This is a genomic window from Paenibacillus brasilensis, from assembly GCF_009363115.1.
In the GTDB taxonomy this organism is placed as follows: Bacteria; Bacillota; Bacilli; order Paenibacillales; family Paenibacillaceae; genus Paenibacillus; species Paenibacillus brasilensis.
In genome coordinates this window covers 3,795,037-3,821,527 of sequence record NZ_CP045298.1, presented here as the reverse complement: position 1 = coordinate 3,821,527, position 26,491 = coordinate 3,795,037, and the positions used below count along the sequence as shown (strand labels likewise).

23 protein-coding genes, 3 pseudogenes and 1 riboswitch are annotated in these 26,491 nt (G+C 49.1%); of the genes and pseudogenes, 8 read left to right on the top strand and 18 right to left on the bottom strand.

All coding sequences use genetic code 11. The features are described from left to right. Positions 1 to 40: 40 nt before the first annotated feature. Both GCU48_RS18120 and GCU48_RS18115 read right to left on the bottom strand, forming a co-directional pair. Entirely contained in the window at positions 41 to 721 is a 681-nt protein-coding gene (locus GCU48_RS18120; protein WP_152380973.1) for a protein kinase family protein, read from the bottom strand. Between the two features lie 94 nt (positions 722 to 815). Then, positions 816 to 1,592 (bottom strand): HAD family hydrolase, encoded by a 777-nt coding sequence (locus GCU48_RS18115; RefSeq protein WP_152380972.1) that lies wholly within the window; start codon positions 1,590 to 1,592, stop codon positions 816 to 818. 375 nt (positions 1,593 to 1,967) lie between these two features. Between GCU48_RS18115 and GCU48_RS18110 the strand changes: the two genes are divergently transcribed. From GCU48_RS18110 to GCU48_RS18100, 3 genes are all read left to right on the top strand, one after another. After that, on the top strand, positions 1,968 to 2,822 hold the full coding sequence (locus GCU48_RS18110) for a hypothetical protein (protein ID WP_152380971.1): 855 nt from the start codon (positions 1,968 to 1,970) through the stop codon (positions 2,820 to 2,822). A 111-nt stretch (positions 2,823 to 2,933) separates the two neighbouring features. Continuing rightward, on the top strand, positions 2,934 to 3,689 hold the full coding sequence (locus tag GCU48_RS18105) for a threonine/serine exporter family protein (RefSeq protein WP_152380970.1): 756 nt from the start codon (positions 2,934 to 2,936) through the stop codon (positions 3,687 to 3,689). Positions 3,690 to 3,709: 20 nt separating this feature from the next. Beyond that, entirely contained in the window at positions 3,710 to 4,144 is a 435-nt protein-coding gene (locus GCU48_RS18100; protein WP_152380969.1) for a threonine/serine exporter family protein, read from the top strand. Between the two features lie 105 nt (positions 4,145 to 4,249). Here GCU48_RS18100 and GCU48_RS18095 read toward each other — a convergent pair whose 3' ends face one another. Then, positions 4,250 to 4,771: a GNAT family N-acetyltransferase gene (locus tag GCU48_RS18095; protein WP_025718152.1), complete on the bottom strand. Its 522-nt coding sequence runs from the start codon at positions 4,769 to 4,771 to the stop codon at positions 4,250 to 4,252. Positions 4,772 to 4,976: 205 nt separating this feature from the next. On the opposite strand from GCU48_RS18095, the gene GCU48_RS18090 reads away from it, so the two are divergent. Together GCU48_RS18090 and GCU48_RS18085 are read left to right on the top strand one after the other, a co-directional pair. Next, on the top strand, positions 4,977 to 5,705 hold the full coding sequence (locus GCU48_RS18090; RefSeq protein WP_152380968.1) for an MBL fold metallo-hydrolase: 729 nt from the start codon (positions 4,977 to 4,979) through the stop codon (positions 5,703 to 5,705). 70 nt (positions 5,706 to 5,775) lie between these two features. Further along, complete coding sequence (locus GCU48_RS18085; RefSeq protein WP_152380967.1) at positions 5,776 to 6,864, top strand: M24 family metallopeptidase; 1,089 nt, start codon at positions 5,776 to 5,778, stop codon at positions 6,862 to 6,864. A 68-nt stretch (positions 6,865 to 6,932) separates the two neighbouring features. Here GCU48_RS18085 and GCU48_RS18080 read toward each other — a convergent pair whose 3' ends face one another. The 4 genes and pseudogenes from GCU48_RS18080 to GCU48_RS18065 all read right to left on the bottom strand — a co-directional run bounded on the left by GCU48_RS18080 (position 6,933) and on the right by GCU48_RS18065 (position 10,557). Further along, positions 6,933 to 7,631, bottom strand: a complete 699-nt coding sequence (locus GCU48_RS18080) for a queuosine precursor transporter (RefSeq protein ID WP_152380966.1) — start codon at positions 7,629 to 7,631, stop codon at positions 6,933 to 6,935. A 248-nt stretch (positions 7,632 to 7,879) separates the two neighbouring features. Then, positions 7,880 to 8,680: pseudogene (locus GCU48_RS18075) on the bottom strand (cation:dicarboxylate symporter family transporter); the annotation flags it as partial. Beyond that, positions 8,673 to 9,142 (bottom strand): annotated as a pseudogene (locus GCU48_RS18070) (CAT RNA binding domain-containing protein); the annotation flags it as partial. The pseudogenes GCU48_RS18070 and GCU48_RS18075, both read right to left, overlap by 8 nt. Positions 9,143 to 9,309: 167 nt before the next feature. After that, positions 9,310 to 10,557, bottom strand: a complete 1,248-nt coding sequence (locus GCU48_RS18065; RefSeq protein ID WP_152380965.1) for a PTS transporter subunit EIIC — start codon at positions 10,555 to 10,557, stop codon at positions 9,310 to 9,312. A gap of 501 nt (positions 10,558 to 11,058) precedes the next feature. Between GCU48_RS18065 and GCU48_RS18060 the strand changes: the two are divergent. Next, positions 11,059 to 12,665, top strand: a pseudogene (locus GCU48_RS18060) (methyl-accepting chemotaxis protein). A gap of 104 nt (positions 12,666 to 12,769) precedes the next feature. On the opposite strand, the gene GCU48_RS18055 reads toward GCU48_RS18060, so the two are convergent. The 10 genes from GCU48_RS18055 to cobD form a co-directional block, all read right to left on the bottom strand. Next, positions 12,770 to 14,401 (bottom strand): cobyric acid synthase, encoded by a 1,632-nt coding sequence (locus tag GCU48_RS18055; RefSeq protein ID WP_152380964.1) that lies wholly within the window; start codon positions 14,399 to 14,401, stop codon positions 12,770 to 12,772. A 42-nt stretch (positions 14,402 to 14,443) separates the two neighbouring features. Then, positions 14,444 to 15,325: an adenosylcobinamide-GDP ribazoletransferase gene (cobS, locus tag GCU48_RS18050; protein ID WP_152380963.1), complete on the bottom strand. Its 882-nt coding sequence runs from the start codon at positions 15,323 to 15,325 to the stop codon at positions 14,444 to 14,446. After that, on the bottom strand, positions 15,322 to 15,957 hold the full coding sequence (locus GCU48_RS18045; RefSeq protein WP_152380962.1) for a bifunctional adenosylcobinamide kinase/adenosylcobinamide-phosphate guanylyltransferase: 636 nt from the start codon (positions 15,955 to 15,957) through the stop codon (positions 15,322 to 15,324). The genes cobS and GCU48_RS18045 overlap by 4 nt, the downstream gene beginning before the upstream one ends. Then, positions 15,954 to 17,024, bottom strand: coding sequence for a nicotinate-nucleotide--dimethylbenzimidazole phosphoribosyltransferase (cobT, locus tag GCU48_RS18040; protein WP_152380961.1), 1,071 nt, complete (start codon positions 17,022 to 17,024; stop codon positions 15,954 to 15,956). Before cobT ends, GCU48_RS18045 begins: the two co-directional genes overlap by 4 nt. Before the next feature lie 45 nt (positions 17,025 to 17,069). Further along, entirely contained in the window at positions 17,070 to 17,903 is an 834-nt protein-coding gene (locus tag GCU48_RS18035; RefSeq protein ID WP_152380960.1) for an ABC transporter ATP-binding protein, read from the bottom strand. Next, positions 17,900 to 18,946, bottom strand: coding sequence for a FecCD family ABC transporter permease (locus GCU48_RS18030; protein ID WP_152380959.1), 1,047 nt, complete (start codon positions 18,944 to 18,946; stop codon positions 17,900 to 17,902). Before GCU48_RS18030 ends, GCU48_RS18035 begins: the two co-directional genes overlap by 4 nt. Further along, entirely contained in the window at positions 18,943 to 19,950 is a 1,008-nt protein-coding gene (locus GCU48_RS18025) for an ABC transporter substrate-binding protein (RefSeq protein ID WP_152380958.1), read from the bottom strand. Before GCU48_RS18025 ends, GCU48_RS18030 begins: the two co-directional genes overlap by 4 nt. 202 nt (positions 19,951 to 20,152) lie before the next feature. Beyond that, positions 20,153 to 20,362: riboswitch (cobalamin riboswitch) on the bottom strand. 78 nt (positions 20,363 to 20,440) lie between these two features. After that, complete coding sequence (locus GCU48_RS18020) at positions 20,441 to 21,202, bottom strand: histidine phosphatase family protein (protein ID WP_152380957.1); 762 nt, start codon at positions 21,200 to 21,202, stop codon at positions 20,441 to 20,443. After that, complete coding sequence (gene cbiB / locus GCU48_RS18015) at positions 21,190 to 22,161, bottom strand: adenosylcobinamide-phosphate synthase CbiB (protein ID WP_152380956.1); 972 nt, start codon at positions 22,159 to 22,161, stop codon at positions 21,190 to 21,192. The genes GCU48_RS18020 and cbiB overlap by 13 nt, the downstream gene beginning before the upstream one ends. Beyond that, complete coding sequence (cobD, locus tag GCU48_RS18010; protein WP_152380955.1) at positions 22,151 to 23,254, bottom strand: threonine-phosphate decarboxylase CobD; 1,104 nt, start codon at positions 23,252 to 23,254, stop codon at positions 22,151 to 22,153. The genes cbiB and cobD overlap by 11 nt, the downstream gene beginning before the upstream one ends. Before the next feature lie 162 nt (positions 23,255 to 23,416). Between cobD and lplA the strand changes: the two genes are divergently transcribed. Next, positions 23,417 to 24,418, top strand: a complete 1,002-nt coding sequence (lplA, locus tag GCU48_RS18005) for a lipoate--protein ligase (RefSeq protein WP_152382203.1) — start codon at positions 23,417 to 23,419, stop codon at positions 24,416 to 24,418. A gap of 161 nt (positions 24,419 to 24,579) precedes the next feature. Continuing rightward, positions 24,580 to 25,380 (top strand): Cof-type HAD-IIB family hydrolase, encoded by an 801-nt coding sequence (locus GCU48_RS18000; protein WP_025716220.1) that lies wholly within the window; start codon positions 24,580 to 24,582, stop codon positions 25,378 to 25,380. 138 nt (positions 25,381 to 25,518) lie between these two features. Here GCU48_RS18000 and GCU48_RS17995 read toward each other — a convergent pair whose 3' ends face one another. Next, on the bottom strand, positions 25,519 to 26,430 hold the full coding sequence (locus GCU48_RS17995; protein WP_152380954.1) for a DMT family transporter: 912 nt from the start codon (positions 26,428 to 26,430) through the stop codon (positions 25,519 to 25,521). Positions 26,431 to 26,491 lie beyond the last annotated feature (61 nt).

The window sequence follows — 26,491 nt, the reverse complement described above, 5'->3', positions numbered from 1 at the left end:
TATAAAAATCCAGGTACTAAATGGGCTACCGCAACAGCCGTTATGATCTCCATTTAGAGAACAATTGACTGGCCCGCTGGGCAAACTCCTCCAGATTGAAGCTGGAGTTATCCAGCTTGTAATACCACTTTTTGATCGTATCCAAAACCCAGGACGGGACTTTAACCTCCGATATACCTGAATAAAACGTGTGATACGCCCATACGAGATGCTCCCATCGTTTGTCATCGCCTTCTTTGACATATTCGGATACATCCAATACCTTGGCACGTCCATTTTGCATCAGCACATTCTTGAGGTGGATATCACGCGGATTCAATCCCTTGGATCGGACAAATTCCCTCGCCTCTTCCACATCCAGAATGACCTGCTCCGGCACCGGTCTTCCTTGCAGCAGACAATCCAGCAGCGTAATACCGGATTCATAGCTAATCACAATGTATTTATCGCCCTTCCCGTAATAATGAGGAAAAAAATCGGACCCCTGCAAGCGTTCATACACCTGGGCCTCCGCATCTTTCTTCTCGATCGCCATGTCTGAATACACCTTGAACGCGTAGCCGGGTAAAGAATCAAGTGTAAATACGGCCGCATCTGTTCCAATGCCAATACAGCGGACGTCCTGGGTGACTGTTTTAATAGTAACTGGGTCATTATCCTCCGTACTGTAAACGGTCACTTGACTTATGATGTCGTCTGCTTGTCTCCATTGTTCAACCATGTGCGATCCCTTCCTTCTCCTGTTCTAAAACATTTCAAATGAAGTTAGACATATGCCGGATAAGTTGTATTACGGGTCATCTTCAGGAACGGGTTCAAAATGATGCAGGATTGGTTTTGGAACCTGCAATATGCACCGGCTTCAAAGTATCAGGCAGCAGTAATTTCTTCAACTCTGCATAACTTGCCGCTGTTTCATAGGCTCCCAGCACGTCAGATTCCGGGGAAGCGTTCCTGTGATTGAACCAAATCACCCGCCAATTTGCGGCTACGGCTCCGGCCACATCATTCCGCCAGGAATCCCCAATATAGCAGCAATGCTCTGCCAAAGTTCCTGTCCGCTCGTTCACTACCTCAAAAATGCGTGGATCGGGCTTGGCATATCCAACAGTTCCAGATACAAAGATATGCTCGGGTGCAACATGATTTTCCAGCGCCATCGCCTTGATTTTACTCATCTGATGCTCTTCAAGACCGTTCGTAATCAAGCCAACCAAGTATCCAGCCGAGCTCAATGCATCCATTAAGGATGTGGCTCCCTCAAAAGGAGCGATCCGATACTGGCGATCCAAGTATACTTTTTGAACATGTGCCGCCTGCTCACGAGTGATATCCACTCCGAATTCCTGTAAAGCCAGAACGAAACGGCCCTCCCTCATATCGTCCAACTCATCTGATCCTGCCTTCCCCTCCAATAATCCTCCTTGGGCAGACAATAGATCGCTATAATAACGAATGCGGTGGTAGGCTTCTTCATAAGGAAAACGCTCACTTAATCCTAATACTGTACGCAGCGCAGCGCGTGTAGGGTGCAAATGATCATACATGGTATCATCTACATCAAAAAAAACGGCCTTCTTTTGCAAATTCATATGCCCACTTCTTTCTGTAAAATCTTTGGATGACGCTCATCTTCACCTTGTCCTGATATTATACCCGTTGACCTGTTGCGTTGCACCCTACCCATTCATGATCCGTCTCCCGCATTCACGCTTCACAGCTACTAACATACTCTGAAAAGACCACTTTTTTTCGCAAATTCACTTTACTCCTGTACTGAACTAATATACTGAACTAACATAGGTATCTTGTCCTGCTTGACCCGAAAGAGTTTTATTCCTCAGTACACAGGTAGAAGGTCACATTTTTGAAAAGATTCGTTACAGAGGTTTACATTTCGTGTGAAATCACTTAACTTTTAGGAATGAATGCTTTACGGATGTATTTGGAAAAGGGAGGCATACACGATGGATTCCGGTTCTAACTTAGCCTACGGATCAGCTACACCTTTGATTGAGGCACTTATCGAATTTGAACAGGAGCTTGAAGCGAACCGGCATTCTCTGGGCTTTGATTTGGGATTGATAATGGAGCAGGGTCGCGCACCACGATATATGGCTACACCGCCAGATGTCATTCCTTTTGCCCATGCAGGTGTGGATGGAATACATTATGGTTTTTTAACCGATTTTGGACTTGAAAAGGATCTTTCGCAGGCTCCCATTGTGTGCGTATCCCCCGTTGATTGGACAGGAGTATGGGTGGTTGCCCGCCATTTGCAGGATTTTTTAAGCGTGGTTTATACAGAAAACAGTTCATTAAAACGGTACTACGCCAATGGAGAGGACTATTCTGGACATCTAGGTCAGCGAACGCCTCAGGCCACAGATGAACGTACACAATTTGTACGCGAATGCTTTCGAGAACGCTTCAGTATCCAGCCCATACAGGATATGGCTGCCTACATCGACAATTTGCGATCGGAACGGAAGCAAAATGAAGCCGCTCCTACGTTGAACGGCTTGGGCATTCAAAGATATTCGACTGCAAGGCAACACTCTTCTACTAAGGGTGCCCTTTTGAGCGTGGCAGAGCCCTTCCATTGGGAACAGCAAGGTGAAGCTGTGCGTGAGTTGTTTCGCAGCGGATCGTATGAAGCCAGACTGGCCTTTATTCGGGATGCCCAGACACGGCATCTGTTCACCCATTCCGCCCTGCGTGCTTTTGTAGCAGGACAGCTTAAAGCTATGGGCCTGTCTGAGGCCGCAGCATGTTTGGAAGAGTCCTATTATACAGTTATTCCGGATACGGTGGAATCTTAACCGAATTCTTGAATTTCTCGAACAACACCGCCTCTAAAAAGGCGGCTCTTTGTGCTACAATAAATGAAAATAATAGGGCCAAACGACCCGTACGCATGAAAGAGAGCGAGCATGAATAATCATTCCTATCCTACTCCTGAGATCGTGGAGGTTTGTCTGTTGGCCGGCAAGCTGATGATGCAAAATGGAGCTGAAACCTACCGCGTCGAAGACACGATGTCCCGCATTGCCTCAGCCTACGGTATCCCCGAGTCCCATAGCTATGTAACACCGACCGGGATTTTTTTTGCCATTAACAACTCGGAGCCTGCCAAGCTCATTCGTATCGTAGAGCGGACCACCGATTTGCACAAGGTAACTGCGGTGAATTCCATTTCACGTAAAATCAGCACAGGTGACTTGTCTCCCCGCGCTGCGGTAGAGGAGCTTTCAGAGATTGAAAGTGGGCCTCTCCGCTATTCCAACCATGTACAGCTGGCAGCCGCCGCCCTGGCTAGCAGTTGTTTTATGATTATGTTTGGTGGAGTCTGGCGAGACTTCCCTGCAGCCGTGTTGTGCGGCGGTATTGGCTTCGCATCCGTGCAATATTTTCACAGGCTTGTTAAGGTTAAGTTTTTCTCAGAGTTTTCCGCATCTTTTTTGATCGGCTTGCTGGCGGCTCTGCTCACGATAGCAGGTTGGGGGCAGATGATGGACAAAATCATTATTGGCTCCGTCATGCCACTCGTGCCAGGCTTGTTAATAACCAATGCCATCCGTGATTTAATGGCCGGACACCTTGTTTCGGGACTTTCGAAGGGTGCTGATGCTTGCCTGACGTCTTTTGGCATCGGAGCTGGTGTTGCAGTTATCATTACGTATATGTGATTCGGAGGAGATCCAAGCTTATGCTTGCACAATTATTCACAAGCTTTATTGCCACCGCTGCTTTCGGCATTCTGTTTCACGCCCCCCGGCGCTCGCTGCTGCAATGCGGCTTTGTCGGTATGCTCGGCTGGCTTGTCTATTATTCGACCACGGGTGGTATGGGACCTGTGAGCGCCAGCCTTTTGGCAACGGTCCTTATCGGCATTGTCAGTCAAGGCTTTGCGCGACTGTACAAAATGCCTGTGATTATTTTCAGCGTGGCAGGCATGATTCCACTCGTTCCAGGAGGCATGGCCTATAATGCTATGCGTCAGTTTGTACAACATAATTATCCCCAAGCATTGGAACTGGCCATAAGCACACTGATGATCGCAGGAGCCATTGCTGTCGGTCTGGTGTTATCTGAGGTGCTTAATCAAATTTTTCACAGTATTCGTTTCAGACCTCACCGTTAAAAGTAAAGAAACAGGCTGCTTCCAAAATCACACGCCTTACAGCGTATAAGACTTGGAGACAGCCTTTTAATTAAACGATCTTTGCACGCTCGCTTGTTATTCTCGTTATCCCTCAACATCATCCACTCGTCTACCCAATATAGCCAAATCCCGTTCAATGTTATCCAGTATGGCGACACGCGGATAAAAACCCCATTGTTCAAAACCAAATTTTCGCAGCAACGCAATACTCGGCTCATTGTGACCAAACACAAATCCCAGCAGCGTTGTAACACCCAGTCTTGGGCATTCTTCTAGCATATGCTGTACCAGACGACTTCCGGTTCCGGTTCCACGGAAATCCTCATGAACATAAATGCTGATTTCTGTCGTACCATTATAAGCTGGACGACCGTAAAAGGACTGGAGACCGGCCCACCCGGCAATGACCCCTTTTTGCCTCAAAACCCACAGCGGCCGATGGTTCTCCTGATGAGCCTCAAACCACGGAATACGGCTTTCCACTGTCACCGGCTCCAGATCTGCCGTGACCATTCGACCCGCAATCGTAGAATTATAAATATCCACAATATCGTGAAGATCCTCCCTGCGCGCAAATTCAATGGAAAAAGATTGCTCCTGATTCATCATTCATATCCGCCTCCTGATGTGGTGATTTATTCATTGTACAAGACAAGCACCGGAACAGCCATATCGAGTTGTTTTGCGGATTAGACACAAAGGGTTTTATAATAGAAGATAGGACACATAACAGCTTGACCGATCAATCCGTTTAACAACATAAGATGAGGAGGTATGCTTCAGAGTTCAAAGGATTCTGAAGCAGCTTAATATGAATATTGGGTCTCAAATCTTGATTCTGGAAGTACCTATAGAATCCTTTTTTGGAAAGACGACCATTTATCCTGTACTGCTCAAGGATGAGGATGGACTTACGCTCATTGACACAGGAATGCTCGGTCAATTAGAGCTATTACGCAAGGCTATTGCTGATGTGGGAGAGGATATCAACCATCTGAGGAGAATTATTTTAACACATCAGGACATTGACCATATCGGGAATGTGCACGCATTGCTGGACTTGCTGCCAAATACGGCCCTGCTGGCTCATAAAGATGACATTCCTTACATGACAGGGGAACGGCCGTTTGTGAAGCTGACACCGGAACGGATCAACCAGATGGATACTGTATTCAAGCAGCAAGCCGAGGATATGATTCGTCGCCTGCCAGACTTGCGTTTTGCTCATATTCTTAAGGACGGAGAGCAACTACCTTATGGCGGGGGAATACAAATTATTCATACACCTGGCCACACACCAGGGCATATCAGCTTGTATGTGCCTGCGCAAAAGCTGCTTTTGGCAGCGGATGAGCTGCGCGTCGTCGAAGGTGAACTGGTTGGTCCTGCAGAGTCGGCTACGCCGGATATGCCACTGGCCTTGAAAAGCCTAGATAAACTGACTGTATTGGATGCTGAGAAGGTAATCTGCTACCATGGCGGTTTTTATGATCAGAATGTGAAGGCTCGCCTGCAAGTATTAAGTCAGGAACGAGGATAAACGATTCTAAGCTATAAATCGTTATGTCATAAGAGCTATAATGAACAGTACATGAAAGGAATGAATCTGAATGAATGATAAAATAACCCGGCTGTATGATGAGCTGAAGTCACAAGCTTGGGACGGTCTACTCGTGACTGATCCCAAGCACATTTACTACCTGACAGGCTTTGCCAGCGAGCCGCATGAACGCTTTCTCGGCCTGGTACTGCTTCGGGATCAAGAGCCTGAACTGATCGTGCCTGCCCTGGATGCAGAAGCCGCCCAAGCGGCTTCTTCCGTAACCCGCATATCCACCCACACCGATACGGACAATCCATATGATCTGCTGCGCCAACGCACAGGCAGCGGAGTGAAAGCATTCGCCCTGGAAAAGGAACACGTCTCCGTTCTCCGTTACGAGCAACTACATACTGCCATTGGCGCCACTCAATATGTGGATCTTGGCCCTGTGCTTCAAGAAATGCGTGTGAGAAAAACTCCTGAGGAGGTACAACGACTCAAACATGCTGCCCGTTTGGGGGAAGATGCTCTTCGTCATGGCCTAACCCATGTACGTGAAGGCGTGACAGAGGTCGAGCTGGTGGCTGAAATCGAATACCAGATGAAAAAAATCGGAGCAGACGGTCCATCCTTTGACACCACGGTGCTGTCTGGACCCAAAACAGCGCTCCCCCATGGTGTTCCAGGCACCCGCAAGCTGCAGCACGGCGATCTGCTCATGTTTGATATGGGCGTATACTCCGACGGCTATGCTTCGGATATTACGCGTACTTTTGCTTTTGGAAAGCTGTCGACTGAGCTGGAAACGATATATAATACGGTTCTCCGCTCGAACGAAGCCGGGATTGCCGCCATTCGCCCGGGAGTAACCTGCGCATCTGTAGACCAGGCTGCACGGGCTGTGGTTGAAGCCGCCGGATATGGCCCTGCCTTTAACCACCGGGTTGGACACGGGCTTGGCATGAGTGTGCATGAATACCCGTCTGTCCACGGAAGCAATAACGACCTGCTTCATGAAGGCTTCGTGTTCACGATAGAACCGGGCATCTACGTGCCAGGTCTTGGCGGTGTGCGGATTGAAGATGACGTTCTGGTCACCTCTGGTGGTGTAGAAGTATTGACCTCTTTTCCAAAAGAGCTGACGGTGCTGGGATAAGCTTAATACAATACATTCATTTGTGTTTTAAAAAAGGAAGAAAAAAAGGAGGGGCACACCCAAGCCAATTATGGCTTGATCGTTTGCTCCTCCTCTTCTATAAAGCGGAAATTGCGTGCGATGTACAAAATCGGTGTACCTGCCGCGGTCAGTACGAATTTTAAAATATAGGTGGTAAACAACAGTTCCAGCCATATCCCCCATGCATAACCGTAAAAGGCAATACTACAGAAAATGAGCGTGTCTATAAACGAGCTGATCATCGTGCTGCCATTACCGCGAATCCAGAGCTGATGGCGCTTCGGGAAAAACTTGCGAATCCAGGCATACAGACGCACGTCTAGCAACTGGCTGACTGCATAGGCCGTCAAGCTGGCAAATGCAAGCCTTGGGAGCAATCCGAATAGCTGTTGCATCGGTGCCTGAGCAAAATCCGTTGCAGTCGGCTGGAACAGCAGTACCATCTGCATCGTGATTGTTGTCATAATCAGCGTGAAAAAGCCGAACCACACCGCTTTGCGCGCCTCTTTAGGCCCGTATTTTTCATTCAGCAAATCGCTGGCCATATACATAGAAACATACATCGTATTTCCCAATGTCGTGGTAATGCCGAGCAGATCAATGGTTTTGGTAACCTGAATGTTGGCCAGCACGGTAGCAACACCAATCCAGGCGTACAATCCTTTTTTACCGAACAAACGATAACACAGCAAAAAGAACATAAAGTTGACGAGGACAAATACTGCCCCCCATAACAGATTAAACATGAAAGCCTCCTAGTTTTGATAGCGCGGGATGGTTGCGAACCGCGGTTCCTCCGAAACAAGCCGGAAAAACATTATTTTAATGTATCATAGATTAGAATTTGTGAACAGCCATAATTGCATTGCGATGAAACAAAAACAAAGAGCCGGCCTGATGGCCGACTCTGAATATTGAGATGCACGCTGCATGTGCTGTATCTACTACAGAATGATAAGCGGCTGCTCTGTACACGATTCGTTATATCGTTTATTTAAGAGCGTGCCGTTGCATCTAAATCCATTCCATGGTCGTTGAACACGTCCTGATCATTCTCCTTGAGCACCTTGCCAGAAATAAGTCCTGCGGTAATAGAATCATTGACATTCAGCGCAGTACGTCCCATATCAATCAACGGTTCGACTGAAATGAGCAGACCCGCCAAAGCCACTGGAAGGTTCATGGTAGAAAGCACAATCAGGGAAGCGAAGGTGGCGCCACCGCCTACACCCGCCACGCCGAACGAGCTGACCGTAACGACCAGAATGAGCGTGAGGATAAAATCCCAGCTCGTTGGAGCAATCATGACCGCCAGCATCGCCGGATAAATACCCGCACAGCCGTTTTGCCCAATGGTCGCTCCCAAGGTCGCAGACAAATTCGCAATGCCGTCGGATACACCAAGCTTTTTCGTTTGTGTTTCAACATTTAACGGAATGGTCGCCGCACTGGAACGAGAAGTAAAGGCAAAAACCAGTGTAGGCAATACCTTTTTCACATATGTCACCGGATTGTAGCCGAACAGAGCCAGCAAAATAAGATGAATAACGAACATGACCAACAGAGCCACATAAGAAGCGAGCACAAACTTAATCAGCTTCAAGATCTCATCCGGATTGGTGGTAGCTACGACTTTAGTGATGAGTGCCAGAATACCGTAAGGCGTCAGCTTCAGCACCAGCGTCACAATCCGCATCACCACAGCGTACACGGCGTCGATTACATTGCGGAAGGTTTGCGCCTGCTCCGGTTTTTTACGATCCAGTCCAAGCACGGCTACCCCGATAAGCGATGAACGCTCCTTCATCATCCGGAAGCGTAACTCCCAGCTTGTCCTGAATCATGTGTAATGCTTTGGTCCCAATTGAGAATTCCTTGCGGTACATTCGTTTGATTTCCCAGTAAAGTGCATTTTTGATATCCATACCCAAACGATAACGCTCGATGGCAAAATGGATATGATCCGTCAGCGATATATAGATGCTGTCATGCAACTCTACACCAAGTATCGTTTTGGCAATTGAATGATTTCATCAGAAATTTCAACGTATTCAATAGGGATATCGGACATCAGGGTCATGAGCTTGCGGGAAACCTCGGTGCTTTCAAGCTTGAAAATTTTCTCGATTTTCTCCTCATCAATCTCATCGCCTGTGCTTTTCTTAAAAGCAATTCCTCTTCCCATAATGACTAGTTCTTTCTGTTGTTCATCAATCACCGTCACGACATTATTGTTCAGCACCTTTGCTATCTTCATTCCATCACCTTAAGCCGCTTGGAGTAGTAAAAAAGGGCAATACCAAAACTGACACTCAGTGTCTGCTTATGGTTTTGCCCGATATGCTCAGTAACAATATATAAACACAGATCCGACAACATTTTTTTGTAAACACTTTCATAGTGCTTCTAAGCAATTGGCACACCTTAGCTATTTAAGCTCTTTTCTACAGTCACATCCGAAGAAGTGCTGCTGCCGCAGACGGGTGCTACTTTTGAAAGCTCCTCTTTCTCATCCACAAAGCCTATGAAATACGTAATGACGCCAGCCGTAACCAACGAAATTAGCATTCCCAAAATGGCATATATAAATGTGGGACCGCCGAATAATCCCAAGCTGGGCAGACCTGATACACCACCAATAGCCATTGATTCAGTTTCAAAAATACTCATAAATGCACCACCGAGGGTCCCTCCGATCAACGCCGCAACAAAAGGCTTTTTAAAACGCATTGTGACTCCATACATCGCCGGCTCGATCACCCCCATCATGGCAAGCAAGCCTGTCCAAAAGGCCAGCGTTTTCACTTTGGCATTTTTGGACTTAAAAAGCACGCCAAATGCTGCTCCTGCCTGAGCAAGTGCTGCTGCCACGACCACAGGGAAAATATGATCGTAGCCCAAGGCTGCAAGCGAGCTGATCATCATCGGTATCATGATATATTGCATGCCTGTAATAATAAGCACAGACATCGTGCCCCCGAGCAACAGCCCTGCAAACACTCCTGCATTATCAAATAGCCATGCGAGTCCATCCGATATATATTGACCAAGATAACTCCACAAGGGTCCAAGAACGAACATCAACAAAGGTATAGTGATCACCAGTGTCAAAGTCGGGACAGCCATCAATTTAAGTGAAGAAGGGGTATGCTTGTCTAACCATTTTTCCACATACGCTGCCATCCAGACGACAACAAGTATTAATATTATGGAAGAAGCAGCTTGCGGGTTAATAACTGACAGACCAGCAAAACGGACCTCCTCTCCGGACTGGAGCAAAGCTGTTAGTTGGGGATGGAATACAGATGCCCCGACGGCTGCCGCAACAAACACATTGCTGCCCAGCTTTCTTGCCGCACTTGCCGCTACAAAAATAGGAAGGAAGTAAAATACCCCGTCGCTGATAGCCAATAAAATAGGATACGCCTGCGGATCAGACAGCAAAAAACCGAAGGACATTAAAACATATATTAAAACATATATAACTACCTTGATCATTCCTGTCCCAATCATTGCCGGCAAGATCGGAGTGAACACGCATGATATAAAGTCAAACAAGCGACTTATTGGATTTCCTCCTGTAGGAGCTTGGGGGCTACCGGAAGTCAACGCCTGTTTATCCTCTACTTCTACCCGCGAAATTATTTCTTTGGAAAGTAGTTCCTGATTCATAACAGCCTTTTTCTCCTTTATATGCATATTGAAGACTACATTCAAACTTACTAAAGCCAGCTTAAAAGAAGCTTGAAAAAATCGCCATTCCTTATACTACTTATATTACTTTTTTTTACAATAGTTTTAATAGATGGGGTGAGTTAATCGTTTACACGCTCCAGATAAATTTACATCAAACTTACATCTAAACACCCAAGACCATAGTAATATATTTTTTGTGTGTTTTTGGGCAAATATGACTATTCAACCGCCTGTTAATTATGTAAAATAGGTCTAACCTACTTTTTAGTAAATCATGGATTACTTCCCTTTCTCATTCTTGTCTCTTGAATATAGCTGAAATATACATAGAATCCGAACATTTTCAGTCTTTCCTTCAAGCAAAGAAAAGAAAACAAGTAGATCATGGCGCGTCTAGTATCACAGTGGACAAGCGACCTGCATCAAGCGGGGGAATTCGTCTATTTTTTATTACCATCATGTGAGAGGAGATTTTTCATGAAGCGTTTTAATCGTTCCATTGGCGCGAAATTGCGAGTTATGTTTTTATTGATTCAGCTCTTTGCGTCCCTTCTGTTCAGCATCAGTTTCTATGCAGTATCCATGAGTATCATTAATAACAGTGTCATACCTCAGGTGGATCAAATTTTGGAAACTGGTGCCAAAAATGTGTATCAGGATCTCAATATTTCTTTAGCTGTTCAGGCTGGGCAAGGAAGTAGTTCTGATTCAGGCTCCGCCATACAGATGGAATCTTATCTTCAGGACAAGGTCGATACTCTCAAGTTAGAATCGGCATATATCGCGGTGGTGAAGGATGGTAAGGCCGAAGTTGTCGCACGTACAGCGATGCATACGGGGTACACAAAACCGCCTTCTTTGCCGTATCGGGTAGTAATCTGATTCTTGGTGTGAACGAAGATGTCGGATTTGTACAGGAAAAATCCCAACAAATTTTATGGATTTGCATAGGTATTACCGTAGCAACGCTCCTGTTGGGCGGAGTAATTTCTACCCTGATCATACGCAAGGTTGTGGGACCCATTGCCGAGTTGGTTCGTCATAGTGAAAAAATCGCTCAAGGGGACCTGTCACAGGAAGCTAAGGTTCACGGTGACAACGAAATTGCACAACTTGCCCGCAGCTTCCAGTCCATGTCCCATAACCTGAAAGAAATGATCGGCCATGTGCTGTCTACATCCGGTACGGTTGTAGAAGGCTCCAACGAGTTGCTTCGCAGGACTGAAGTCATGAATGTTAAAGTGCAGGATTCTACAGTTGCTGCGGAGGAAGTGGCCAAGGGTAGTACCAGCATAGCTTCGGCTGCTGCCGAAAATGCACAGGCCATGGAGGAAATCGCTCAAGGGGTGCAGCATATTGCATCCTCTGCCAATGATGTATCCGACCAAATCAGTGAAGCGACCCAAGAAACGGTTAACGGTAATACACTCGCTCAACATGCTGTAGCCCAAATGACACAGGTAGGACAAGCCGCCGATGAATCGCTGCGATACATTCATAGCATGAATGAGCGCTCCGAAGCCATTGGCAGCATCGTTTCTGCTATTTTCGATATTACGAAACAAATTCAAATGCTATCCCTGAATGCCTCCATTGAGGCTGCCCGTGCGGGTGAACATGGTCGCGGCTTCGCCGTCGTAGCCGGAGAGGTCCGCAAGCTCGCCGAGCAATCCAAGGAAGCAACACAGGAGATTTCCGACTATTTGATTACCATTCAGGAAGTATCGCAGCAGTCCGTAGAATCCGTCACCCGGGTCAGTCGTGAAATTCATTCGGGCACGGAAATGGTTCAACAAGCAAGTTCGGCCTTTAATCAGCTTAGTGAGCTTATGCAAAAAATCAATGCTACGATTCAGACGGTATCCGCAGCAACGCAGCAAGTATCTGCAAGCTCAGAAGAAGTATCGGCTTCCGTAGAGGAGACAGCCCTTATTGCTGCCAATGCACAGCATATGATTCAGGAAATCGGTTTAAATACCGAGGAGCAATTGAATGAAATGGAGAATCACAGCGAGGTAGTACGTCAATTAAGCAAGCAAGCGACTGAACTGCAAAAAGCAGTGCAAAAATTTAAAATAGTGTAAGCTAACATACGAAAAGGAGGTGCCTCTCAGTCATGAATCTGGCTGTGGAGACACCTCTTTATTTTAAAAAAGCGTATTAATAGTCCAGGTATTACGTATCATGGTTAAATTTTCATCCCCATAATGCGATAAATTTGATCCATATCCAAATGAGCCCGGACCACCTCTGCAACACGGTCAAACTCTTGTTCCTTGGCTTCCCGTACAGTGAAGGTGCTATCAAGCGGTGTCAAGCCCTTCGATTGTCTCAGTCCATCCAGCCAGGAGCGGCGAAAACGATCATTATCAAACACACCATGCAAATAGGTTCCCCATACTTTACCATCTGTCGTACCCCAGCCTTCCTCAAAGCCTGTTCCTTCGCCACGCCGGATATGGAATAGCGTACGCATTTGATCCATGCCTAAAGCTCCGTCTCCAGGTGGTTGTAGTTCCGTAACATACTTTGTAACACACTCCGTAACACCCATATGTATTTCATAGCCTTCAATGATTGGCTTGGGATCAGCATCTGAATCAGATGCAGTGTTTAGCAACAGTGGACAATGATTAGACAAGGTTCCTTGTACGCGCACAGTTTGTTTTTCCTTTAAAAAGGTCGTGGTTAAAGCCAGCCATCCCAAACCTTTTGCCTGCTGGGGCAAACCTGATTCTACTGCCTCAGGATCAAACAAAGCCGTACCAAGCATCTGATAGCCTCCACAAATGCCGACCAACTGCGTACGTCCTGTCTGCATGGCCTGTCGGATGTCTTCCTCCAGACCTCTGTCGCGCAATTCAAGCAGATCGCCGATGGTATCCTTGGTCCCTGGTAAAATAATGGCATCCGGCACGCCCAATTCCCCGACTTCTGTGACATAACGTACGCTCACATCTGGCTCTGCGGCCAAAGCATCCGTGTCCGTAAAATTGGAAATCCGCGGATATCGAATGACCGCAATGTCCAGTTCCTTATCTTTTGCAGACAGTCGGGGCTTTTTGTCCAGTACCACGGAATCCTCCGCCTCAATGCGAATGTCCGGCAGAAAAGGCAGCACACCGAGTACCGGAATACCAGTCCGTTCCTCCAGCCAATCCAGTCCGGGTTGAAGCAGAGACAAATCGCCTCTAAATTTGTTAATAATAAATCCTCGGATACGCTGCACTTCATGTGGCTCCAGCAGCTCGATCGTTCCTACCAGAGAAGCGAAAACACCGCCCCGGTCGATATCTGAAATAAGTAATACAGGAGCGTCCGCCCAGCCCGCAAGATTCATATTTACAATATCGCGATCCTTTAAATTAATCTCGGCCGGGCTGCCCGCCCCTTCCATAAGCACGATATCATAGGTATCACGCAGCCGATTTAGCGCATCCATGACCGTCTGCTTGGCTTTTGGCAAAAAGTCTTTACGGTAATCGGAGGCGCTCATATAGGCATATGGTACACCGTGTACAACAATTTGTGAGTGCATATCCTTGACGGGCTTAATCAAAATTGGATTCATGTCGGTGGTCGCTTCAATATCACAGGCCTCAGCCTGTACACCCTGAGCGCGTCCAATTTCCTTGCCGTCCTCAGTGACGTACGAATTGAGTGCCATGTTCTGTGACTTAAACGGTGCGGGACGATAGCCGTCCTGTACAAATATACGGCACAGGGCAGTCGTCACCACGCTTTTGCCCACATCCGATGCTGTTCCTTGAAGCATTAATACAGCAGCCGAGTTTGTGCAGGACGATTCGAAAGTTGACAATTGCCTCTTCCCCTTTAATGAATTCATTTTAAACAGATCACATCACAGCCCGTACAAAATTACAATAAACAGCAACAGAACAGTCTCCAGCAATTCGTTCAAGGCTCCGTAAATATCACCCGTCAGCCCGCCCAAACGGCGGTTGACACGATTAGCCGCAAAGGTTCCAACACCGTAAGCCAACAAGGGCAGCAGCACAAAGCCTATCCAGATGGGAAGGTCCTTGGAATACATAAGGAACGTCCGTATGTATGCCCCTGCCGTCGACGAATCCCCTATGCCACTTGTTCCTGTAGGTAACCCGGCAAGGAAGTATTGTCCTAAGGCCGCACCCAGAGTCACCAGAACAGCCCAGAATACAGCCAATCCGACACGTCCACCGCTCATATCGGCAAAACGCGCTGCCAGTCCGTCATCGTTACGAGCTTTAGGCCACCGCTTCATCGCATGCACCATAAACCAGCGGCTCCAAACCATCGGAAGCAGCAACAAGCTGGACAGATTCCGCTCAACCAGCACGGTATCCAGCACAATATATAATAAAGAGGCCTTGAGCATGAGAAGCAGCACACAAGCAATGACGCCCATTGCTCCTACACGACTATCCTTCATAATCTCCAGCATCCGCTCACGGGAACGGTAGCTGAACAACGCATCAGCCGCATCCATCCAGCCGTCCAAATGCAGTCCACCCGTCAGCCAAGCCCATACGGCGAGAGTAAGAACCGCACATGGCAACGGCGGCAACACCAAAGAGGCGAGCACTGCAAAGCACCAGACAATGAGGCCAATCACTGCTCCGACCAGGGGATAATAGCTTGCACTACGCTTAAGTAATTCCGGGGAAAAGTCCAGCTCCGCCTTAACCGGAAGACGGGATAAAAATTGAAAGGCCGCAGCAACAGCTTGACGTTCGCGGCTCATAGCTTATACTCCAACTGTTTAAGTTCTATGGGAATGCCCGCCGTCACCAAAAATACTTGATCGCACAGATGGGCGATTCGTTGATTCATGATTCCGCTCAAATCCCGATACAGCCGTCCAAGCGGATATTCGGGAACGATCCCGTCACCAACCTCGTTGGTGACGATAACGAGCGAACCCGGATACTGAGCCACCGCTGTCGCCAGTTCGTCGATGGCGGCTCGGGATGCGGCTTCGCCGTCCTCGTCTGCCGCCAGCAGCACGTTCGACAGCCACAGGGTCAGGCAGTCGACCAGCACCATAGGCGCGGGTGATGGCGGCGATGCTTGACTGGCGTGCAGGCTGGCAGGATCGCTGCCTTGCACAGCCGGCCATGCCTCTATTTGTGCTATATCAGGGAGGCCACCAAGCCGCCGCAGCAGCTCCGGCAGCGCCTGCGCTTCCTCCAGCGTCTGCCAGTCATACCCGGCAGACTCGCGCTGGAACCGATGAAGGTCGATGCGATCCTTCATCTCCGTGTCGTAGGCTTGTGCCGTTGCAATATAGCAGGCGCGAGGTGCGAGCGACATGCATAACCGCTCGGCAAAGCCGCTTTTACCGCTGCGTGCCCCCCCGGTCACGAGCGCCTTCATCGCTGCGCGGCTCCCTGACCGTCCGATACGCCGGCATCGGCAAAGGTCGCCATCTCGCGCATAATGCGGCACGCCGCATCAATCAGGTGCAGGCTCAGCGCCCCACCTGTGCCCTCCCCGAGCCGCATGTCGAGATGCAGCATGGGCTCCAGCTTGAGCTGGCGGAGCACCGCGGCGTGCCCGCGCTCGTCCGAGGCGTGCGAGGCGAGCATGTACGCCGCACTTGCAGGCGCCAGAGCGCGCGCAGCGAGGGCAGCTGCGCCGGAAATAAAGCCGTCCAGCACGACTGGACAGCGATGTGCGGCTGCGCCGAGGATGACGCCCGCCAAGGCGGCAATCTCCAGACCGCCGACCTTGGTCAGCACGTCGAGGGCGTCATTTCCATCCGGCTGGTTTACGTCCAGCGCGCGGCAGACCACCGCTATTTTGCGGGTAAGTCCGGCTGAATCTACCCCCGTGCCCCGGCCTACGATAACTTCCGGCTCCAGTCCGGTAAGGGCACATACGACCGCAGCACTGGCTGTCGTATTCCCGATGCCCAGCTCGCCGGTAACGAATAGCCGTGTGCCACCTTCGAATGCTTCGGCTACAGCTTCAGCTCCGGCCAAAATCGCCTGCTCCGCTTCCATACGCAGCATGGCTGGCCCTTTGGCCATATTTGAAGTGCCCATGCGCACCTTACGGTTGACCAAATCCGGGTGCGAGACATCCGCATTTACACCAACGTCCACAACCCTGACATCTGCCCCCGCATGGCGTGCAAGTACATTAATGGCCGCACCGCCTGACAACATGTTATACAGCATTTGCTGCGTGACCTCAGCCGGGAAGGCACTGACCCCCTCTTCACATACACCGTGATCCGCAGCCATGACCATCACGGTTTTGCGAGCAAATTCAGGCTTGTCTACCCCTGTAATTCCTGCCAGCTGAATGGCCAGACTTTCCAACTTTCCAAGACTTCCCGGCGGCTTCGTTAATTGGTCCAAATGCTTAGCAGCGGCCGATGCAGCCACCTCATCCGGCGGGGTTATGCTATTAATTAGCTGATTCAGCCTTTCGCTCATACCTTCCACTCCCTGCTTCTTTTATATTGCTATAAAATCTCCTATTCATCTGCTGCCATCACGAGTACTCCTGCGCAGCAAAAGCTGTGGTACACCGCTATCTGGATGAGGAAGCATCACAGGCTCAACGCCGTATACACGGTGAATTCGCTCCTTGGTTAACAACTCCGCTGAGGCTCCCACCCCTTCAACCTTTCCATCCTTAAGCACAAGCAAATTATCGCAAAATTGGGCTGTCAAATTAAGATCATGCAGGACAGCAATGATCGTCACACCCATTTCTTGCCGCCATTCTGCCAGCAGCTCCATAAACTCAAGCTGATAACGCAGGTCCAGGTAGGTTGTAGGCTCGTCCAGCAGCAATATTTGTGGCTCCTGCACCATCACCTTTGCCAAAGCTACACGCTGCCGTTGTCCTCCGCTCAGGCGATCCAATGCTCTGTCCGCCAGCGAAATAAGACCCAAGCGCTCCAGCACACGATCCGTGATAAGGTCAACATCCACACCCTTTTCCCTGCCCAGCCAGTCCTGATGAGGAAAACGTCCCATTTCTACGACTTCCCTGACTGTGTATCCCACGGGAGGAAGCCCCTCCTGTTGGAGTACGGCTATAATTCGGGAAAGCTCTTTTCTGCTGTAGCTGCCAACCTTTTTACCATAGATATGAACGCTGCCCGAGGTGGGCTGATCTACACCGGAAAGCAAATGCAGCAGGGTCGATTTTCCACTGCCATTCGGACCAATAATGCCCCACCACGATCCCTCGTCTACGCTCCAGCTTATATTCTCTAACGCATGAAACTCTCCAAAAGCACGAGTCAAGCCAGTTGCCTCTAATGCCGAAATACGCGTCTTCTGTGATCCACTTTGTTCTGTCACAGCAGTTCCCCCCTGCGCAGCTTTTTGTTCCGATACAGGAGGTATGCGAAGAACGGAGCGCCGACAAAGGCCGTCATAACACCCAGAGGGATTTCCGTTGGAGCCAACAACGTGCGAGCCGCAGTATCTGCCCAAGCCATAAAAATAGCTCCACCCAGCGCGGACAACGGAACAATCATCCGATAATCAGGACCTGTGACCAGACGAATGATATGCGGTACGACGAGTCCTACAAAACCAATGACTCCACATACCGAGACAGCGGCAGCTGTCAGCAGTGTGGATACGATCAGCACAGATAGTTTCGTGGCATCTACCTGAACTCCCATGTGAGCCGCCTGACGTTCACCCAAGGCCAGAATATTCAGCACCCTTGCCCGGTTCCACAAAAACACTAATCCTATGACCACATAAGGTAAAAGAATTCCCGTATATGACCAACCACGCAGACTGAGACTTCCCATCGTCCAGTACAATATTTCATTGACTGTTTCTTTCGACATGGCTGTCAGAAAGGAAACAACCGCACCCAGAAAAGATTGCATCACCACACCCGACAAAATGAGACTTTGTGTCGGAATCTTTCCACCTTCCCGTGCCAGCGTCAGCACCATCCACAGCGTGAGCATTCCGGTGAAAAACGCCACCAGCGGCAGCGTCCATATGCCAACAAATGAAAACTGAAGCCCCCAATAAATCAGCACCGCCGCTCCTACCGAGGCACCCGAGGACACTCCAAGCGTGTATGGATCAGCCAACGGATTGCGAAGCACTCCCTGAAATCCGGCTCCCGCCAGCGCAAGCGCTGCACCTACCAGCATTCCGAGTAACACCCGTGGTAGCCTGACCTTCAAAATAATCTGCTCCGAGGACGTATTCCAATCGGGTGTAAACGTCTCACCTAATCCCGGTAGATGATTAACCAGAATACCTGTGATTTGGCTGACCGGAAGCTTGGCCGAGCCCATGCCGAGACAGAGCAGCAACGTCAGCAGCAGCAAGGCCAGGCCTACACCTCCAAAGCCGATCAGTCTACGGTTCATTTGAAAATTTCAGGATACACGCCTTTGGCCACTTCCTTGAGACCTTCTGTCACGCGCGGACCCGGACGGCTGATCAAATTATCATCTACGGCAAAAACCCGGTTATTGCGAACAGCCGATATTTGATCCCATCCACTGCGGGCTTTGATAATCTCGCCAAGCGTCTGACCTGTTTTGTCGTCCTTGACACTTTTGCTGTACAAAATCACGTCTGGATTTGCAGCAATAATATTTTCCTCGCTGATCTGGTACCAGCCCTTCTGGGTCGCACCTACATTTTCGCCGCCTGCCAGTGTAATCAGCTCGTCCATAAATTCACCCTTGCCCACCGTCCAGCCAGGTGAAAACTCAACATACACTCGCAGCTTCTGGCCTTTGCCGATATTTTTAACACCGTCCTTCACTTCCGCTACATCTGCTCTCATCTTGTCGGTCACCGTTCTTGCTTCTTTCTGATGATCGGTGATTTTCCCATATAATTCGATGTTAGCTATGACATCTTCAACCGTTTTCGGTTCGGTTTTAAAAATCATAATTCCCATATCACGCAGCTTGGTGGTAGCCTGCTCACTAAGGGATATCCCTGCAAAAACGACATCCGGATTCGCAGCAATAATCGCTTCTTCATTCGGCTTCATAATACCGCCCATTTTGGGCTTTTTTGTCGCCGCTTCCGGGTAGTCGGAGTAGTCGGATACGCCGACTATTTCTTTATCCAGCCCGATCGCGAACAGCGCCTCGGTTTCTGCCGGGGAGACGGAAACGATCTTGTCCGGCGCTTTTTTGAACGTGAACTCCTGTCCTGTTGCGTCCTTGATCGTTAACGGGTAAACCGTTTTACCCGAAGGCTCTTGTGCAGTCGCTGTCTGTCCTGCCTGCTGCGAAGAAGCCTGATTCCCTTGATTTTCGGCGTTTTTTCCATTCGCGCCACATGCACTCAGCACAACCGCCAAGACTAGAGCCAATAGGCCTGTTGTCCAGACCTTTATTTTTTTCCCTGACATGATTTACACCCCTCCATAATAAATCGTAAGAGCGCTTGAACCTCATCCGATATCTTCTAAATCCAGCCTTCCTTCCCTTCAAAAAACCCCCGTATCCTTATATCAGGACACAGGGGTCACGTTAGCACAGATCATGCGCAGGCGGCAGCTTCTTCCGCATGGACAGTCACTGCGAACACGTCATCCTTTCCTCGAAGGATTATGGTGAGAGGCGGACGGGCAGGTATCCTGACTTATGGCAAGCTGCCGCAGCCTATGTTCCTTTATATGCTTGACGGCACATAAAGCAGGGCTGATAGGCAATTACCATTTACAGTGGCGGGACCGCGCCGGATTCACACCGGCTTCCCTTTTAACAGCGAGTAGATGAAATTTCCATTACACTGCGCTGACCTCGTCTGCTGGATATTTGATGTAGTGTTAGTCAAGCCGTTCTTTTACTTGATGATTATAGGTTAAAAAGAGACTGCTTACAACCCAGACAGCCTGTTTACCAGTTCTCGTCTAGCGAATGAGAAAGTATCTTCGCCATGAACTTGTGTGGCTCTATCAGCCTCAACTGAATTCTCAATGCCTCTCCCGGCTTTGGATGTAAGCTCCAAAAACCGTGTCCCGGAATTAGCATATGAGCCAACTGGCGAATGACGCCGCCATGCGTGACGACCAGAACAGAGGGAGGGGCATCAGCCAAACTTAATTGCTGAGGCTCCATAGCAATTCGCCACTCATACAGAGAGTCAAGAAATTCGTGCAAACGATGCTCAAATTTTGCCCAAGATTCCCCTCCAGGAGGCGTGATCCGTTGCGGCTCATCAATCCAGGCACGATACAATGCCACATTCTTAAGCATGTCATACGTTTTTCCGTCCCATTCACCAAAATCAAGCTCTCTCAGGCGTGGCTCCATAATAGGGGACTTGGCGGATAGAGTGCGTCCAGCTTTTAATTCTGATTCTGGCAAAATGATCTGTAGGGTCTGGCGACATCGCATCAAATCGCTGCAATAGATTCGAGCAAAGAACCGACCCTGCAGCTTCTCCCGCAAAGGCTCCAGCTCCTGCCCTGCTCCCGCTAGCAAACCAATATCTGTGTGTCCTAGATATCGACGCTCCCTGTTCCACAGGGTTGTGCCGTGACGTACCAGCACAAGCTCCAGATCCCATTGCGAATCTTCATTAACATGTCCGCATGCCTGTTTCTCCTGTTCCTTCAAAATGTATTTCAAGGTCCCGTCACTCCTCACTGCGTCCATTTCAAGGCAAAACAGCCTGCCGCTCCTAGCAGACACAATCCAACAAACATGCTGGACACGGTGAACATCAGCCGGATTGTGTGCCGGATATCCTCCGACTCCATCGGTCGTATCCGATCGCCCATGTATGCACGAAAGGAGCGGACGCCGTGATAGACGTTAAAGCCTCCAAGCCGAATCCCCAGCGCACCGGCAACAGCCGATTCCGGGAAGCCGCTATTCGGGCTTGGGTGCAGACGAGCATCGCGCTTGACAGTGCTCCAGCTTCTTGCAGCATCATGCCGATGCATCCACGCCGCTACCATAAGCATAACCGCTGTCAAGCGTGCCGGAATGTAGTTAGCTACATCATCCAGCCGTGCCGAGGCCCAGCCTAAATGCAGATACTTTTCATTTTTGTAGCCAACCATGGAATCGAGCGTATTTACGGCACGATAAGCCAGCGCCAAGGGGGCCCCTCCGATCAGGGCATAAAAAAGCGGAGAAATAATCGCGTCAACGATGTTTTCTGCGACCGTTTCGACGGTACCGCGTACAATTTCAGGCTCATCCAGCTGCTGCGTATCCCGCCCGACAATCATACCGAGCTCCCGGCGTGCCGCAGGCAGATTACCCGCCTGCAACTCGCGGTAGACTGCCATGCCCGCTTCCTTGAGTCCTTTGGAAGCAATCGTGGTTGCGATCAGAATGATTTCTGCACCAACAGACAGCCACGGGTGAACCCAGGCAAGCAAACGCAGCAGCGCCCAAGCGAGCGCAAAGGCCCCTCCCGCCACAATAAGTGGCAGCAGCAAGCCGGCGCGTTTCAGTCCACGGTCGCTGCTGACCTGACGGCGAATCGCCTTTTCCAGCGCTGAAATGACATATCCCATTCCGATGACCGGATGCGGCAGCCACCTCGGATCGCCAATCAGCCTGTCCAGAAGATAGGCCGCCAAGATAATCAAGCTAACTGTCACGCCAACGCTCCTCCTCCAGCACTTCACCCAATGCAGACAGCAGTAAGCCGTTGGCTTCCGCGTCCTTGACCGCAATCCGAAAATGGCTCGCCGTCAGCCCTGGATACATAGCACAGCTACGAATAAGAATTCCACGCTGTCCAAGCGCCTGCTGCACAGCCAATGCACTCCACGTTCCCGGCGCCCGTACCAGTACATAATTCGCTTCGCCGGGAATGACGCCGCAGCCCCATTCCGCCAACGCGGTCAGCAGACGGCTGCGTTCCATAGCAATCAGCTCCTGTGTGCGCCGCTCGTAGGCCTCCCCGCTTTGCAGACACGCCTCCCCAGCCAGCAACGCCAATCCGTTCACACTCCAGGTCACCTGTTTGTCTGTCATTCGCCGGATATAGTCTGGATGAGCAATTGCGTAGCCTAGGCGCAGACCAGGAATGGCATAGAATTTAGTCATCGACCGGATCAAAATCACATGAGGATACCGATCCAGCACAGGCAGCAGTGAAATTCGCCGCTCCAGTGGGATAAAATCAATGAAAGCCTCATCCACCACCAGCACGGTGCCCGTTTTGCCAGCCGCCTCTGCCAGCTCACGCAGCTCCTGCTCGCCATATTGCACACCGTTAGGGTTATTGGGCTGCCCCAAAAACAGTACATCTACCTGCTCCATGAGCTGGAGTATATCCTCCACGTCAGCCTTCCATTGCAGCGAGGCTTTGCCGTATACCCGGCTTACCTCGGCCCCGAATTTGCCTGCCAGCTCTGCATATTCTGAAAAGCATGGCTCCACCATACCCACACGTTGGGGAGCCAATCCCAACAGCAATAAAGCCATGCTTTCAGCCGCACCGTTTCCGACACTCAGCGACTCGGGTGGAACATGCAATCGCCGTGCCAGCATATTTTTAAAATTCCGGTGCCCCGGGTCTGGATAGCGAATCACAGTATCCAACGCGCTTTGCAGAACCTCTAGCACCTCGGGCGGTGGACCGAGCGGATTAATATTGGCGCTAAAATCCACAAAATCCGCAGCAGCTCCGCCAAATGTCGCCGCAGCCGTTTCCCTGTCCCCGCCATGACCGTAAACCTCTATCATTGCCTATCATCCTTTCCGACCGTTCCTGATCATTTAGCTCCATTATGGGACTGCTTTTTGCGTTCCGTCAATGCAAATGAGCTTTTGTGTACATTGCTCACTTGGGTTACAATAGAAAATGGTACACGTAAAATTACACAGTTTGTATACGGAGGAATGGACATGCTGTTCATCGACAACCAGGGCATACACGATCCAGCCATTAATCTTGCCATTGAGGAGTATGCGCTCAAGCATCTACCGCTAGACGACAGCTATCTGCTGTTTTACATTAATCAGCCTTCTATTATTATAGGGAAGCATCAAAACACCATTGAAGAAATCAACGCTGAGTTTGTCAGAGACAACCATATTCAGGTCGTTCGTCGCCTGTCCGGCGGTGGAGCTGTATATCATGACCTCGGTAATTTAAATTTCAGCTTCATTACCAAGGATAACGGGGAGTCCTTTCATAATTTCCTCAAATTTACGCAGCCTGTTATTGATGCCCTGCGCCAAATGGGTGTGGAAGCCGAAATGACCGGACGCAACGATCTTCAAGTCGGTGAACGCAAAATTTCGGGAAACGCCCAGTTTGCCACACGCGGACGCATGTTCAGCCACGGTACATTGATGTTTAACCTGAATCTGGACAATGTGGCTGCATCCCTGCATGCCAACCCTGAAAAATTCAAATCCAAAAGCACCAAATCCGTCCGCAGCCGCGTTGCTAACATCAGCGAGCTGATGGATCGTGAAATGACGATAGAGCAATTTCGTGAGGAACTACTGCGTTTCATATTCGGAGTAGAGCTGGATCAGGTACCCCAATATAAGCTCACCGATTCCGATTGGGCTAAAATTCATGAAATTTCCAAAGAACGCTATCAATCCTGGGACTGGAATTATGGTCAATCCCCGGAGAGCAATATCAAGCACACCCGTAAATTCCCGGTCGGTATTATTGATATCCGCATGGACCTTAAGGAAGGCCATATCCGTGACATTAAAATCTATGGTGATTTCTTCGGTGTGGGCGACGTTGCCGATATTGAAAATATTCTGCGTGGCAAACGCTATGATGAAGACGAGGTTCGTCAAGCCTTGTCCTCTCTCGATTTGAAGCATTATTTTGGTAATATTGAGCTGGACGACTTTGTCGGGCTTGTATTTTTGGAAGACTAACAGCTACTTTTTCCTATCGTTTCAAACCAATACTTCAGTGGTTATAAGGGGACAGGCTCTTATAGGGGTCGTCCCCTTTTATTGTGATATTGTCATTTTGAATATTATGAGATACAATTTTAGCATTGCCCCATGATAGAGAAAAAGGAGAGATTACCGATATGTATAAATTAATTGCTATTGATATTGATGATACACTTATTAACGATCAGAAGGAAGTTACTCCAGCGACACAACAGGCCTTGGAAGCTGCTGTAGCCAAAGGTGTTGTGGTTACGCTCGCCACCGGACGAGCTTACGCTTCCGCACATAAAATTGCCCGCCAGACAGGATTAAACGTGCCGATCATTACGTACCAGGGAGCTTTGGTCAAAAACCTACTGGACGAAAATGTGCTGTATGAGCGTTATGTTCCACTCGTGGCTGCACGCCGCCTGTATGAATTCTGCGTGGAACGCAATCTACATCTGCAAACGTATATAGATGACAAATTGTACACACGTGAAGATAATCAGAAAATTAAAGATTACACCGAGCTGAACAACACGGAATATTTTGTAGAGCCTGTGTTCAGTAAAGTTATAGAGCAACCTGCTCCTAAATTGCTGATTATCGACGAGCCAGAAGTATTGGACGAATTGATTCCCGAGCTGCGCGAACTGCTGGGCAATGAAGTGCATATTACAAAATCCAAGCCTCATTTTCTGGAAATTATGCATCATGAGGGTACCAAGGGCCACGCTCTTACCTTCCTGGCAAAACATTTTGGCTGTGAGCTGTCGGAAACGATTGCCATCGGCGACTCCTGGAACGACCATGAAATGCTTGAATGTGCTGGTCTCGGCATAGCCATGGAGAACGCTATTCCTGATTTGAAGAAGCTGGCTGATTACATCACTACCAGCAATAATGAAGACGGCGTCAAGCATGCCATCGACAAATTCGTACTCAATGTTGAATAAGCAAAAAAGTGACTTTTAACGACATACTTAAATAAAGGATCACAACAACAAAGCCTCCAAACGTCGCATGTTCAATAACATACGACAGTTTGGAGGCTCTTTACGTCACATCACATAATAACTAACGGCTTCAAATTATCAGATAGCCGAACGTAGCTTTCGTCTGTTCACCAGACGGATGATTCCGTTGTTCATACACATCAATCCGATCACAATGAGCAGCACCCCTGCCAGCATCCACCAGCTTACATGCTCTCCATATAAAAAAGCCCCCAAGCCTACAGCAATCGGTGGTGAAATATAGAGCCATGTTGTCGGAAAGAGTGGATTCGTACGAGCCATGAGCCAATAGAATAGCGTCTGCGCAATCATTGAACCGAACAAGATCAAATACAGGAGAGAACCCATGGCAGGGAGTACATTCCATTCCCCAGAATTCCAAGGCTCTGTCAAAGCTGACAGTACCAGCAACATCCAACCACCATGGAACATTTGCGCTGCATTCAAGGCAATCGGATTCGTATCACGAAACGCATCCATGACTCGCTTGGAGTAAAGGGCCCCTCCCGAATAACATAGCTCACCTAGCAAAATGACTATGCAACCCGCAAGCCACAAACCGCTAATCTGAACCACCAATCCTGGCAGTACCACCAGCACGACCCCGAGAAAACTAATCATGCAGCCAATAAGCGTAATTCTCGTCGTTTTTTGCCGCAGTAGTGCGGACTGCATCAACACAATCATCATCGGTCCAGTGGCTGACAAAATAGCACCGATCCCCGAGCTGACATATTGCTCTGCCCAATACAGTGCTGAAAATGTACCGAAGGTTGTTCCAACTCCAATCAGCAGCATTTCCTTACGCCATAATAACGACCACCGAACCTTTCCCGATAGTCTCATCGCAATAAACAAGATCGCTCCTGCTGCCAGAAAACGTGTGCCTGCTGATAGGAATGGCGGAAGCCCGGCTTCCACCCCCACTTTTATAGCCAAAAATGTTGTGCCAAAAATAAGACACATAACTGTAAAGGCAATACCAATCATGATACTTCCCTCTCCCTTCTGTTACTCACAAGCATACAAGGAGACAGGCAGAACAGATGTG